This window comes from Paenibacillus sp. NPDC057967 (assembly GCF_042887015.1).
In the GTDB taxonomy this organism is placed as follows: Bacteria; Bacillota; Bacilli; order Paenibacillales; family Paenibacillaceae; genus Pristimantibacillus.
In genome coordinates, this window is record NZ_JBHVQB010000005.1 from 266,283 (window position 1) to 279,295 (window position 13,013).

Consider the following 13,013-nt stretch of genomic DNA (forward strand, 5'->3'; position numbering starts at 1 on the left):
CATGTAGAAATGCAGGTGTCATCGATGGAAATTATTCCTTTATCATATCCTTTGAGTCAAGCGGACGGCTGCAACGGCAAACCAATTGCCGTTGCGATGGGCCATTTTGATGGTGTGCACCGCGGCCACCAGAATGTCGTAAGGCAAGCTGTAGCGCATGCCCGCAAGTCGGACATGTTATCAGCCGTCTTGACCTTCTCACCGCATCCCAAAGAAGTATTGGGCCACGGCGACCAGTATTACCGCTGCTTGACGCCAATGGAGAGCAAGATGAGATTATTCGAGGAGCTGGGCATCGACGTTGTGTTCGTGATGAAGTTCGACCATACGTTTGCGGCTTTGACGCCGGGGCTATTCGTATCGGACGTGCTGATCCCGCTAGGCGTGAAGCATGCCGTCGTCGGCTTTGACTTTACGTTCGGCAACCGGGGCTCGGGCAATGCGGAGATGCTCCGCGAGCTTGGCGGCAGCGATTTTACGATCGATATCGTCGAGCCGCTCTTCGAGAACGGCAAGAAAGTAAGCAGTACCTATACGAGAGAATCGCTGGAGACAGGCGACCTGGCGATGGCCCATACCTTGCTAGGCCGTTCGTATGAGGTCGTCGGCACGGTCGTCCATGGAGACGGAAGAGGACGAACGATTGGCTTCCCTACAGCGAATCTGGAATTGAAAGCTCCTTATGTCTCGCCAAGCCTCGGCGTATACGCCATTACGGCTCGGGTGGACGGCAAGTCATACAGCGGCGTGCTGAATCACGGGATGAAGCCAACCTTCAACAAGTCGGAGATTGTACCGGTGATGGAAGCGCATCTGTTCGACTTCGACGAGGACATCTATGGTATGGAGATGGCCGTACAGTTCCGATACTTTATTAGACCGGAGCAGAAGTTTGGTTCTGTCACAGAGCTGATTGCACAGATTGCCGCGGATTCTGATCGGGCGAGAGCACTGCTCACCGAACTTTAAGCGGGCTTTTCTCGACAAACAGGGAACACTTATGCTATACTTTAGAATGTTGTGACTGGCATAGGGTTCATTCTGTGGACGAGCAGCCAGCCGCATACTGAACCTTAGCTTGGTTGCCCGATCTCACCGTCGGCAGCGAGGCTAATGGCGATTACAAAGAAGGAGGTGAACTAGGATGGCAATCACTCAAGAACGCAAAAATGAACTGATTGAAACTCACAAAACTCACGCGAGCGATACGGGTTCTCCTGAAGTTCAAGTCGCTATCCTTACGGAAAACATCGTGAACTTGACTCAACACTTGCGCGAGCACAAGAAGGATCATCATTCCCGTCGCGGCTTGCTGAAGATGGTTGGTCAACGCCGTAAGCTGCTTGCTTACCTGAAGAACAAAGACGTAAGACGTTACAGCGCATTGATCGAAAAACTCGGCCTTCGCCGTTAAAACATGCGTGACGAAAAGCAACCTGATTCATCCCGACCTCCAGTTCACTGGAACAGGGGTTCGGGTTGCTTTTTGTAATAGGAAAAAGGAGGGACTATGATGCTTCAACGTATTGAAATGTCGCTTGGCGGCAGACCATTGGTTCTGGAAACAGGACGATTGGCCAAACAAGCCAATGCGGCAGTTACGGTTCGTTATGGAGAGACGGTTATCTTATGTACCGTTACCGCTTCTTCGGAACCAAAAGACTTGGATTTTTTCCCGCTGACTGTCAACTATGAGGAACGTTTGTATGCTGTCGGCAAAATTCCTGGCGGATTCATTAAGCGTGAAGGAAGACCGAGCGAAAAAGCGATTCTGTCCAGCCGTTTGACAGACCGTACGATTCGTCCACTATTTCCGGATGGATTCCGTAATGACATTCAAGTTGCGAATATTGTAATGAGCGTGGATCAAGACTACTCGCCAGAAATCGCGGCAATGATCGGCACTTCCGCTGCGCTTTCGATCTCCGATGTACCATTTAACGGCCCTATTGGCGGGGTTGTTGTGGGTCGTGTGAACGGACAATTCATTATTAATCCAACGGTAGCTCAAGAGCAAGAGACAGATATTTTTGTCGTTGTCGCAGGTACTAAAGATGCGATTATGATGGTAGAAGCTGAAGCTAGTGAGGTTTCGGAAGCTGTCATACTGGAAGCGATCATGTTCGGACATAACGAGATTAAATCCATCGTCTCGAAGATTGAAGAACTGCAGGCACTGACCGGCAAAGAGAAGATGGCTGTTAAGCTACATACGGTAAATGCTACTGTCAACAGTGATGTTCGCGCCTTTGCTTCCGCACGTCTTGTGGATGCGATCAAAATTGCGGAGAAGCACGCGCGTCAAGAAGCGATCGATGCGGTTAACGCCGATACTGTCGCTCATTTCGAAGCGCAATATGCGGATACGCCTGAGCTGTTGTCCGATGTGAAGGAAGTACTGTACGATATCGTCAAGGAAGAAGTGCGCCGCTTAATCACGCATGATAAAGTGCGTCCAGACGGCCGCGGACTCGACGAAATCCGTCCAATCGAATGCGACGTTGCACTGCTGCCTCGTACACACGGCTCCGGCCTGTTCACACGCGGTCAGACGCAAGCGCTTAGCATCTGTACGCTCGGAGCAATGGGTGACGTGCAAATCCTCGACGGCATCTCGCCAGAGGAAACGAAGCGCTTCATGCATCATTACAATTTCCCGCCATTCAGCGTAGGCGAGGCTCGTCCGTTGCGTCCTCCTGGCCGCAGGGAAATCGGCCACGGCGCTCTAGGCGAACGTGCATTGTCGAAGGTTATTCCATCGGAAGCGGACTTCCCGTACACGATCCGCCTGGTGTCCGAGGTTCTGGAATCGAACGGTTCAACTTCCCAAGCTAGTATCTGTGCAAGTACGCTTGCAATGATGGATGCCGGTGTTCCGATTAAAGCGCCTGTAGCGGGTATCGCAATGGGTATGATCAAAGACGGAGACCACTTCTCGATCCTGTCTGATATTCAAGGCATGGAAGATCACCTTGGTGATATGGACTTTAAGGTTGCGGGTACTGCTGAGGGTGTAACAGCCATTCAGATGGATATCAAAATCGACGGCATCGACCGCAGCATTCTGGAGCAAGCGCTTGAGCAAGCACGTCAAGGACGGATGCACATTTTGGGCAAAATGACCGAAGTGATGTCCGCGCCGCGCACGAATTTGTCCAAGTATGCGCCTAAGATTTTGACCCTTCGCATTAACCCGGACAAAATCCGTGACGTTATTGGCGCCGGCGGCAAAATCATCAACAAAATTATTGAAGAGACCGGCGTAAAAATCGATATCGAGCAAGACGGCATGGTATTCATTGCTTCTTCGAATGAAGAGATGAACCAAAAGGCCAAAGCGATTATCGAGGGCATCGTGAAGGAAGTCGTGATAGGCGAAATTTATCTTGGAACGGTAAAACGCATCGAGAAATTCGGCGTATTCGTCGAGATTCTGCCTAACAAAGACGGACTTGTCCATATCTCCCAGCTGTCCACAGAGCGCGTAGCGAAATGTGAGGACGTTGTGAAGATTGGCGATCAAATTACAGTTAAGGTGACGGAGATCGACCAGCAAGGCAGAATCAATCTGTCGCGCAAAGCGATTCTTACGGCAGAGGAGCCTGCTCAGTCTTAAGACGAGCGGGCTATCCCCGGCCCAGCCTATAGCATAAGCCAAAGAGTCAGAGCCATCTGTCTCTTTTTTGTTTTTATGGAGACGAGCATATTCTTGTCCTCCTGCTCATACATTGGTTCATGAGCGCATAGGCACCTGTCTCTCGCGCGACTGATGGAAATGGAGTGGGGCATATGCATCTGAAGAAAGCCGCCGCTATTGCGGCGAGTATGCTGATGATACTCGTTTTCGTAAAAATGAACGGGGATATTGCATCCTTCATTGCTACAGTCAAGGCGGGTGACGCAGTTCAGGCAATCGGGCAGCCCGTTTATTCAGAGGAAGAGAAGCGGGAGCTTTATCAAGCGATCGTAGCGGAAGCGGAGACAAGGTCGGTCGCGCCGATCGATGCGCGATTAGATCGCGTATGGTTTGCGATTCCTGGCTATAATGGACTATCCATCGATATCGACAAGACTTATGAGGCTGCGCTGAAGGCGCCGCGCAATAGTCCGATTTCTTATCAATACAAAGAGATTGCGCCGAAAATTCAGCTATCCCAGCTAGGGCCTCAGCCGATCTATCGGGGCAACCCGGAGAAGCCGATGATTTCCCTCATGATTAATGTGGCATGGGGAAATGAATATATGGATCCGATTCTTCAGACGCTGCAGGACAAAGGAGTTAAGGCAACTTTTTTCCTGGACGGCAGCTGGCTGAAGAAAAATGTGGATGTGGCCAAAAAGATTCAGGAGGCAGGTCATGAGCTGTCCAATCATGCGTATTCCCATCCGGATATGAAGTCCTTAAGCAGATCAGAGCAATACAATCAGATCGCGAAAACGGAGCAGCTTTTGAAGGAGCTTTTGCAAGTCGAAAATAAATGGTTTGCTCCTCCATCAGGATCATACAATGCTGCCACCGTGCAAATCGCAAGAGATCAGGGGCTGAGCACTGTACTGTGGACAATCGATACAGTCGATTGGCGGAAGCCGCCAGCTGATGCGGTTATCCGAAAAATTTCTTCAAAGCTGGAGCCTGGATCGCTCATCCTCATGCATCCGACGGCAACCACTCGCGATGCGCTGGCCGGTATGATCGACAGTGCGTTCGCCAAAGGCTACGCGATCGGCACGGTCAGCGAGACGTTGTCATCCGATCGAGTGATTCCACGTGTTGAGGGAGCTCACGTATTTTGATATAGTGGTATCATTCATGTTTGAAGCTTGCGAAGCAATTTTTGCTTCACAAGACTTTAGCTAATGATTACGAAGTTTGTTCTTACTTCGTAAATTTAGGAGGGCAACAGTTGAACAAATATACGCTTAGCAACGGACTGCGCGTTGTCGTGGAATACATACCGACTGTGCGTTCGGTCTCATTCGGCATTTGGGTGAAAACCGGCTCGCGCAATGAGACGAAGGATAATAACGGCATTTCCCATTTTATCGAGCACATGCTGTTCAAAGGAACAGAGAAGCGCACCGCCAAAGATATCGCCGACCTGTTTGATGGCATTGGCGGCAATGTGAATGCTTTTACGGCTAAGGAATATACCTGTTACTTTGCAAAGGTGCTTGATGAGCATCTTCCTCTGGCAGTGGATGCGCTATCCGACATGTTCTTCAACTCCCAATTCGATGAAGGAGAACTGGCGAAGGAGAAAAACGTCATATTAGAGGAAATCGCCATGTACGAAGATACGCCGGATGACAAAGTGCATGACGAAGCATCTCGCGCATCGTATGGCCAACATCCGCTCGCTTATTCCATCCTGGGCATTAAGGAACGTCTGGAAGCGATGGGGCCAGATACGCTCAAAGGGTATATGAAAGAGCGCTATACGATTGAGAATATAGTTGTTAGTGTGGCTGGCAACGTAGAGGAAGCGGGGCTGCTGGAGTTGCTGGAGTCTCACTTCGGTGGATTTTCCAACCATGCGGAGCCTACGGTTCCCGAGGCGCCGGCATTCCAGGGAGAATATATCTTTTATAAGAAGAAAACGGAGCAGAACCATATCTGCATGACCTTCCCCGGATTGTCGAATAAGGATAAGCAGCTTTATGCCATGATTTTGCTTAATAATGCGCTGGGCGGAGGGATGAGCTCGCGATTGTTCCAGGAGATCAGAGAGAAGCGGGGACTTGCTTACTCTGTGTATTCCTATCATATGGGCTATGCCGATTCCGGCTTGTTTACCGTATATGCAGGAACAGCTCCAAAGCAGACAAAAGAAGTGCTTGATCTGACATTGGAGCAAATCAACGAGCTGTCTGTCAAAGGACTGGCCGAGGATGAGCTGCATCGCGGGAAGGAGCAGCTGAAGGGCTCGCTCATTCTAAGTCTGGAGAGCACAAGCAGCCGGATGAACCGGATCGGCAAAAACGAACTAATGCTGGGTCAGCATTACACGCTTGACGAACTGTTGAAGCGAATTGATAATGTGACCATGGAAGATATACAAGACGTCACGAGGAAGATGCTTGCTATGCCGTTCGCGGTCGCCATGGTCGGATCAAGCGACAAGGAAGCGTCTAAGCTTAGGAGGGACCAATATGTACCAGGTGCTGTTTAAACGATTGGAAGGCAATGATGATATCGCGATTCCGCGCAAAATGTCGGAGTGGGCAGCGGGCTTTGACCTGCAGGCGGCGGTAGGCGAACCGCTCGTCCTGGCTCCCGGCGAGCGGATGCTGGTGCCGACAGGATTTGCAATGGCAATGCCAATGGAGCTTGAAGCACAGATCCGACCACGAAGCGGGCTTGCTTACAAGCATGGCATTACGTGCCTGAATTCTCCGGGAACCATTGATGCGGATTATCGCGGCGAGGTGAAGGTGCTGCTCGTTAATTTGGGCCAAGAGCCGTTCACTATTGTACGCGGGGAGCGGATTGCGCAGATGGTATTCCAGGAGGTTCCGGCTGTTGTCATCGAAGAGGCAGCGGAATTGCCGGATACGGTGCGCGGCGCTGGCGGCTTCGGACATACCGGCGTGAAGTAACGGAATAAGAAGGCATAAGGATCGGAGCGATTAAGCGCTTCGATCTTTTTTTATTGTTTTTTCACCCCCCTTTGGGCGCAAGCATACGATAGTCTATATCTATTTGCCAGAAGGGAGTGAAGCCCGATGTTAACTGGCGTTCAAGTGCTGCTGCTTGGCGGCGACGCGAGACAGCTTGAAGTGATTCGTAAGCTGAGCGAGCTGGATGCTTCCGTCACGGTATGCGGATTTGACGGATTGCATTCATCGCTTGACGGCGCCGTACATGCAGAGTTCGATGAAACGCTGTTCGAAGGTGCAGACGCTCTGCTGCTGCCTGCGGTCGGGACCGATGAACAGGGGTTAATCCATGCTGTATTCAGCGACCGCGAGATGAAATTGACGGATGCGCATTTCGCGAGACTGCCGCAGCATTGCACCGTTTATACCGGAATGGCAAAGACTTATTTGCGGCAGCTATGCGAGACCCGCGGACTTTCGCTGATCGAGCTGTTCGATCGTGACGATGTAGCGATCTACAATTCCATACCTACAGCGGAAGGCGCTTTGATGATGGCGATCCAGCATACCGATATTACGATACACGGGTCGAGTTCCATGGTGCTTGGTTTCGGCAGAACCGGATTCACCATGGCAAGAACGCTTCAGGGATTAGGTGCCAAAGTGAAGGTCGGCGTCAGACGTTCTGAGCATTTCGCACGGGCATCCGAGATGGGCTTCGAGCCTTTCTATATGGGCGGTTTGCTCCAAAATGTGGGCAATATCGACTTGCTTTTTAATACAATTCCGACTATGATAGTCACAGCGCAAATTATCGCAAATTTACCATCTCGGGCCGTTATTATCGACCTTGCGTCGAAGCCTGGCGGAACGGATTTTCGTTTCGCGGAGAAGCGGGGAATTAAAGCGATGCTTGCACCCGGACTTCCCGGTATCGTGGCGCCTAAGACAGCTGGACGTATCATAGCGGATTGCTTGAGTCAGTTGATTATGGACGATACGATTAAGCGGGGGAATGGGATATGAATTGGAATGGAATGACGGTCGGCTATGCCCTCTCGGGTTCCCATTGCACATTTGCCGAAGTGATGCCGGAGATTAAGCGATTTGTCGATGCGGGTGCGAACGTTGTGCCTATTGTGTCGAATACGCTGATTACGACGGATACAAGATTCGGCACGGCGAAGGAATGGCAGGAGCAGCTTACCGGTATTACAGGCAATGAAATCATTTCGACGATTGTGCAGGCGGAGCCGCTCGGTCCGTCGAAGCTGCTGGATGTCCTTGTTATTGCTCCTTGTACGGGCAACACGACAAGCAGACTGGCAAATGCGATTACCGACAGTGCGGTGCTTATGGCGGCAAAGGCGCAAATGCGCAACAGTCGTCCCGTTGTACTCGCCATTTCGACGAATGACGGTCTTGGATTGAATGCCGCTAATATAGCAAAATTATTAGTGGCTAAACATATCTATTTTGTGCCTTTCGGTCAAGATAATCCGATTCAGAAGCCGAATTCCCTGGTTGCCAGAATGGATCTGGTTATGGAAGCGTGCGAGGCCGCTTTGCAAGGCAAGCAGCTTCAGCCTCTGCTGATAGAGAGACATTCCTGATACTAACACTGAAGAACAACTAAGAACTGGAAGATGCCAGGCAGCGGCTGGCGGATGTGCGGGCATGATACTCGGCCTGACCATGAAGCCAATCAGTAATACCCGCTTGCGGCGGATACGTCAGAATGACTTGCGTATCCGATAGCCGCTTGAATCGCGACCTCGTTCATAAGCGCGGTCTCGGTATGCGGATTATCTCCGAGAACCTTCTAAACAAGCGCTGCAAGGAATACCGTTCAGATCGTCGAATACACATCACATAAGGTTAATGGATAAGGCACGGGTATGACGCTGCTTTCGTCTTCGGTCGATGATGGAGGCTGACGGTATGCGAATTTTGGTTCAGAAATTCGGAGGAACCTCGCTGTCTACCGATTATGCAAGAGAACGTGTTATTCATCATATAACTAGAGAGCGGGAGAGCGGATATGCTGTCGTGGTCGTCGTCTCGGCCATGGGCCGCAGAGGCGAACCGTATGCGACGGATACGCTGCTCTCGCTTATTCGTGACAACGGCAATTCATTGCCTGCACGCGAGCTGGATATGCTGCTCGGCTGCGGGGAAATCATCTCTGCAGCCGCTTTATGCAGTATGCTCCAGTCCCATGGCATTCAGGCAGCCGCTTTAACAGGCGGAGGAGCAGGCATTGTGACCGACGAGCAATTCGGTTCCGCGCGAATTAAGTCCATCCAGACAGAGCGCCTGCTCAAGCTGCTGCATGACGGGAAGGTTGTCATCGTCACCGGCTTTCAAGGCGTTACGGCAAGCGGTGATATGACGACTCTGGGGCGCGGCGGCAGCGATACATCCGCAACGGCGCTTGGCGCTGCTTTGCGAGCGGAGATGATTGATATTTATACGGACGTAGACGGGATATTGACTGCAGATCCCCGAATTGTCAGCGAGGCCAGACCTCTTGATGTGGTAGGGTATGCGGAGATAGGCAACATGGCCAGGCAAGGAGCTAAAGTCATTCATCCGCGTGCTGTGGAGATCGCGCAGCAAGCCCATATTCCGGTCCGTGTCCGATCTACCTTCTCCGATGGGACGGGTACGCTCGTAACAGACAAGTCAGTCATCAAAGTTGAACAGGCCTTTAAGGATAGACCGGTGACGGGCATCGCACATGTAGCGGGCGTTACGCAAATAACGGTAAGGGCGTTAGAGGGCCGATCAGATATGCAGTTGCAGGTGTTTCAGACGATGGCCAAACATCATATCAGCGTCGATTTTATTAATGTAACACCAAGCGGAGCCGTATACACGGTATTCGATCAGGATGCCCGGCACGCCTTAGAGCTGCTGGCGGCAGGGGGATTCACCCCCCAGGCGATACACGGCTGTGCCAAAATATCAGTCATAGGCGGGGGGATGAATGGTCAGCCCGGCGTGATGGCTCGCATCGTTGAGGCTTTAACGGAGCAAGGCATTACCATCATGCAGTCCGCCGACTCCAATACGACGATATGGGTGCTCGTACAAGAAGCGGATATGGCTAAAGCGCTGCGGGCCCTGCATGCCAAATTCGACCTTCACCGATAGGTTTATAGAGTTATGAATAAAAATCATGCTATAATACGATACAGTGCTAATGAGGTAAGTTTGTTTTCAAACTTTATCATATAAAGCTAGTTGCTCCACAAACTTTAGGCGAATGCTTAGGAAGCAAGTTTGTTTCACAAACTTTAAGCGAATGCTTACGAGGCAAGTTTGCTTCGCAAACTTTAAGCGAATGCTTACGAGGCAAGTTTGCTTCGCAAACTTTTAGGAGGTTCCCAGATGGAATTCGGAAGATTGATCACGGCAATGGTAACACCGTTCGACGCACATGGACAAATTGATTGGCAAACAGCTGGGAAGCTAGTCGATTACTTAATAGAAGAGCAGCAAAGCGACAGTCTGGTAGTCGCCGGGACAACAGGGGAATCCCCGACGCTCTCGGACGGCGAGAAGCTGGAGCTGTTCCGTTTTGTCGTGAAGCATGCAGCGGGCCGCTGCAAGGTTATTGCAGGCACGGGGAGCAATAATACAGCCCATTCCATCCACCTGACGCAGGAGGCGGAAGCATGCGGCGTTGATGGAATCTTGCTAGTTGCTCCGTACTACAACAAGCCATCCCAAGAGGGCTTGTACCAGCATTTCAAAGCCATTGCGGAAGCAACCAAGCTGCCTATTATCCTCTATAATGTAGAGGGGCGCACAGGTGTTAACATCTCCGTCGATACGACGCTCAGACTGGCTCAACTGGACAATGTAGTGGCGACCAAGGACTGCGCATCGCTGGAACAGCTGACCCAAATCGTCAGCGGGGCACCGGAAGGCTTCCTCGTATACAGCGGGGATGACAGTGCGACGCTGCCGGCATTGTCAGTGGGAGCATACGGCATTGTAAGCGTGGCAGGTCATATCGTAGGCGCCAAAATGAAGCAAATGATCGATGCTTATGTAAGCGGCAAGGTCGCAGAGGCAGCGCGCCTGAACGGTGAATTGTTCCCGATCTTCAAAGGACTATTCTACTGTCCGCATCCAGTGCCGAATCCTGTCGCTGTCAAATATGCGCTAGGGCTGAAGGGACTGCCAGTCGGTTCGGTACGTCTGCCGCTAGTGGACGCGGACGATGCAGAAGCCAAGTTTTTGCGCGACCTGGTCTTGTAATATATAAAATTATTTATACTTGAGCCGGTGCATACAGCGCCGGCTTTATTATTTGCTAAAGACTCCCGTCAATAAGTTTGAAACGATTGACTTGTATGACTTGTGTTCCAGCTTTTTCATCATGTATAATGAAATCAAGTGAATGGGTGCGGCAAAATTGAACATGAAGAAATGATCGTCAGAGCGGCATCTGACGTTTATTGTAATACGCATAGATTGCAAGTTTATTTGTTTTTTTCACATTACATTTACCGTAGGAGGTATAGATCCACTTGTCTAAAAAGAACAACCAGGATAAGCTGCTTATATTTGCACTAGGCGGAGTAGGCGAAATTGGTAAAAATATGTACGTTATTCAGTACAACAACGATATCGTTGTTGTTGACTCCGGCCTGAAATTCCCAGAAGAGGACATGCTCGGCATTGATATTGTCATTCCGGACATCTCTTATTTGACAGAGAATCGCGACAAAGTTCGCGGTATTCTCATTACCCATGGTCACGAGGATCATATTGGCGGTTTGCCTTATGTTCTCAGACATCTGAATGTGCCGGTATATGGCACGAAGCTAACGCTTGGACTTATTGAAGGAAAATTGAAGGAAGCGGGCTTGCTCGGAGAAACCAAGCGTATCCTCATTAACGCCGATTCCGAAGTTCAAATGGGCTCCATTCGCGCGACCTTCTTCAAGACTAATCACAGTATCCCGGACTCCGTTGGCGTCAGCCTGGATACACCGGAAGGCATTGTCGTTCATACGGGCGACTTTAAATTCGATCATACACCGGTCAACGATCAATTCGCCGACTTGCAGCGCATTGCCGAAATCGGCAGCCGCGGCGTTTTGGCACTGTTGTCCGACAGCACGAACGCGGAGCGTCCGGGCTACACACCATCCGAGAGCAATGTCGGCGAAGAACTGGAAGACATATTCCGCAAGTCGACACAACGTGTAGTCGTTGCGACATTTGCATCGAACGTACATCGGATTCAACAAATCATTAACGCCTCGATCGCAACTCGCCGCAAGATTGCTGTCGTAGGTCGCAGCATGGTCAACGTAGTTGGCATCGCTTCAGAGCTTGGCTACTTGAACATTCCAGAAGGAATGATTATCGAGCCGGAAGAAGTGAACAAACTTGCTGCCGATCGAGTGGTAATTTTGTGCACAGGCAGTCAAGGCGAGCCGATGTCGGCGCTTACACGCATGGCACGCTCCACGCATCGCAAGGTTGACATTTTGCCAGGGGATACGGTGATCATTGCCGCGACGCCAATTCCGGGCAACGAGCGTTATGTTGGACGTACGGTAGACGAGCTGTTCCGTCTTGGCGCTAACGTCATCTACGGCCCAGGCTCCGTATCCGGCGTACACGTATCCGGTCACGGCAGCCAGGAAGAGCTTAAGCTTATGCTCAACTTGATCAAACCGAAGTACTTTATCCCAATTCATGGCGAATACCGCATGCTTCGCCAGCACGCCAAGCTTGGCGAATCGATTGGCATGGAACGTGAGAATATCTTCGTTATCGATAACGGCGATACCGTGGAATTCCAAGGCGGCAATGCTCGCAAGGGCTCTAAGGTCCAAGCAGGCAATGTCCTGATTGACGGTCTTGGCGTTGGAGACGTAGGCAATATCGTGCTCCGCGACCGCAAACTTTTGTCCCAAGACGGTATCCTTGTTGTCGTCGTTACCCTCAGCAAGCAGGACGGCACGATCATGTCCGGTCCGGACATTATCTCGCGCGGCTTTGTCTATGTACGCGAATCGGAAGGTCTTCTTGATGAAGCGAACCGCATCGTAACATCGACGCTGAACAAGTTGATGAACGATAAAGTGAACGAGTGGGCATCCCTTAAGACCAATGTAAAGGATGCGCTCGGCAGATTCCTATATGAACAAACGCGTCGTCGTCCAATGATACTGCCGATTATTATGGAAGTGTAAGCGACGTAAACCCATCACCTATGAAGCGCTCTTTTATCCTATGAGGATGAAAGAGCGCTTTTTGTTGTTAGACATGGCTGCCAATAAACCTGACTTCTTCTTAACGGGTGCTGTATAAAATTATGTCTCCATTCCATACTATGACGAGCTATTCATTGCCATCAAAGGGGACATGACCAAATGACAAATCCGTTT

Annotated in this window: 11 protein-coding genes; all 11 read left to right on the plus strand. The window is 50.7% G+C overall.

Annotation, left to right across the window (positions count from 1 at the left end; all coding sequences use genetic code 11):
• The first annotated feature begins 24 nt into the window (after positions 1 to 24).
• Positions 25 to 969, plus strand: a complete 945-nt coding sequence (locus tag ACFVSO_RS14875) for a bifunctional riboflavin kinase/FAD synthetase (protein ID WP_387474809.1) — start codon at positions 25 to 27, stop codon at positions 967 to 969.
• Between the two features lie 175 nt (positions 970 to 1,144).
• Positions 1,145 to 1,414 (plus strand): 30S ribosomal protein S15, encoded by a 270-nt coding sequence (gene rpsO / locus ACFVSO_RS14880; RefSeq protein ID WP_119801362.1) that lies wholly within the window; start codon positions 1,145 to 1,147, stop codon positions 1,412 to 1,414.
• Between the two features lie 99 nt (positions 1,415 to 1,513).
• The gene (pnp, locus tag ACFVSO_RS14885) at positions 1,514 to 3,616 is read left to right on the plus strand and encodes a polyribonucleotide nucleotidyltransferase (RefSeq protein WP_387475346.1); all 2,103 of its coding nucleotides are present in this window, start codon (positions 1,514 to 1,516) and stop codon (positions 3,614 to 3,616) included.
• Positions 3,617 to 3,789: 173 nt separating this feature from the next.
• A complete protein-coding gene (locus ACFVSO_RS14890; RefSeq protein WP_387474811.1) occupies positions 3,790 to 4,794 on the plus strand; it encodes a polysaccharide deacetylase family protein in 1,005 nt (334 codons plus the stop codon).
• Positions 4,795 to 4,904: 110 nt separating this feature from the next.
• Entirely contained in the window at positions 4,905 to 6,170 is a 1,266-nt protein-coding gene (locus tag ACFVSO_RS14895) for a M16 family metallopeptidase (RefSeq protein ID WP_387474813.1), read from the plus strand.
• Entirely contained in the window at positions 6,151 to 6,597 is a 447-nt protein-coding gene (gene dut, locus ACFVSO_RS14900; RefSeq protein ID WP_387474815.1) for a dUTP diphosphatase, read from the plus strand. Before ACFVSO_RS14895 ends, dut begins: the two co-directional genes overlap by 20 nt.
• 126 nt (positions 6,598 to 6,723) lie before the next feature.
• The gene (dpsA, locus tag ACFVSO_RS14905) at positions 6,724 to 7,623 is read left to right on the plus strand and encodes a dipicolinate synthase subunit DpsA (protein WP_387474817.1); all 900 of its coding nucleotides are present in this window, start codon (positions 6,724 to 6,726) and stop codon (positions 7,621 to 7,623) included.
• Positions 7,620 to 8,210 (plus strand): dipicolinate synthase subunit B, encoded by a 591-nt coding sequence (locus ACFVSO_RS14910; RefSeq protein ID WP_387474819.1) that lies wholly within the window; start codon positions 7,620 to 7,622, stop codon positions 8,208 to 8,210. Before dpsA ends, ACFVSO_RS14910 begins: the two co-directional genes overlap by 4 nt.
• A gap of 328 nt (positions 8,211 to 8,538) precedes the next feature.
• A complete protein-coding gene (gene dapG / locus ACFVSO_RS14915) occupies positions 8,539 to 9,753 on the plus strand; it encodes an aspartate kinase (RefSeq protein WP_387474821.1) in 1,215 nt (404 codons plus the stop codon).
• Positions 9,754 to 9,990: 237 nt separating this feature from the next.
• Complete coding sequence (gene dapA / locus ACFVSO_RS14920; RefSeq protein WP_387474823.1) at positions 9,991 to 10,866, plus strand: 4-hydroxy-tetrahydrodipicolinate synthase; 876 nt, start codon at positions 9,991 to 9,993, stop codon at positions 10,864 to 10,866.
• A 272-nt stretch (positions 10,867 to 11,138) separates the two neighbouring features.
• On the plus strand, positions 11,139 to 12,818 hold the full coding sequence (locus ACFVSO_RS14925; RefSeq protein WP_387474825.1) for a ribonuclease J: 1,680 nt from the start codon (positions 11,139 to 11,141) through the stop codon (positions 12,816 to 12,818).
• Positions 12,819 to 13,013: the final 195 nt, after the last annotated feature.

Excerpts from the sequence above, each read along its gene's own strand:
- rpsO (WP_119801362.1), top strand. The coding sequence starts at position 1,145 with ATGGCAATCACTCAAGAACGCAAAAATGAACTGATTGAAACTCACAAA.
- dpsA (WP_387474817.1), top strand. The coding sequence starts at position 6,724 with ATGTTAACTGGCGTTCAAGTGCTGCTGCTTGGCGGCGACGCGAGACAG.
- dut (WP_387474815.1), top strand. The coding sequence starts at position 6,151 with ATGTACCAGGTGCTGTTTAAACGATTGGAAGGCAATGATGATATCGCG.
- ACFVSO_RS14875 (WP_387474809.1), top strand. The coding sequence starts at position 25 with ATGGAAATTATTCCTTTATCATATCCTTTGAGTCAAGCGGACGGCTGC.
- ACFVSO_RS14910 (WP_387474819.1), top strand. The coding sequence starts at position 7,620 with ATGAATTGGAATGGAATGACGGTCGGCTATGCCCTCTCGGGTTCCCAT.
- dapA (WP_387474823.1), top strand. The coding sequence starts at position 9,991 with ATGGAATTCGGAAGATTGATCACGGCAATGGTAACACCGTTCGACGCA.
- dapG (WP_387474821.1), top strand. The coding sequence starts at position 8,539 with ATGCGAATTTTGGTTCAGAAATTCGGAGGAACCTCGCTGTCTACCGAT.
- pnp (WP_387475346.1), top strand. The coding sequence starts at position 1,514 with ATGCTTCAACGTATTGAAATGTCGCTTGGCGGCAGACCATTGGTTCTG.
- ACFVSO_RS14890 (WP_387474811.1), top strand. The coding sequence starts at position 3,790 with ATGCATCTGAAGAAAGCCGCCGCTATTGCGGCGAGTATGCTGATGATA.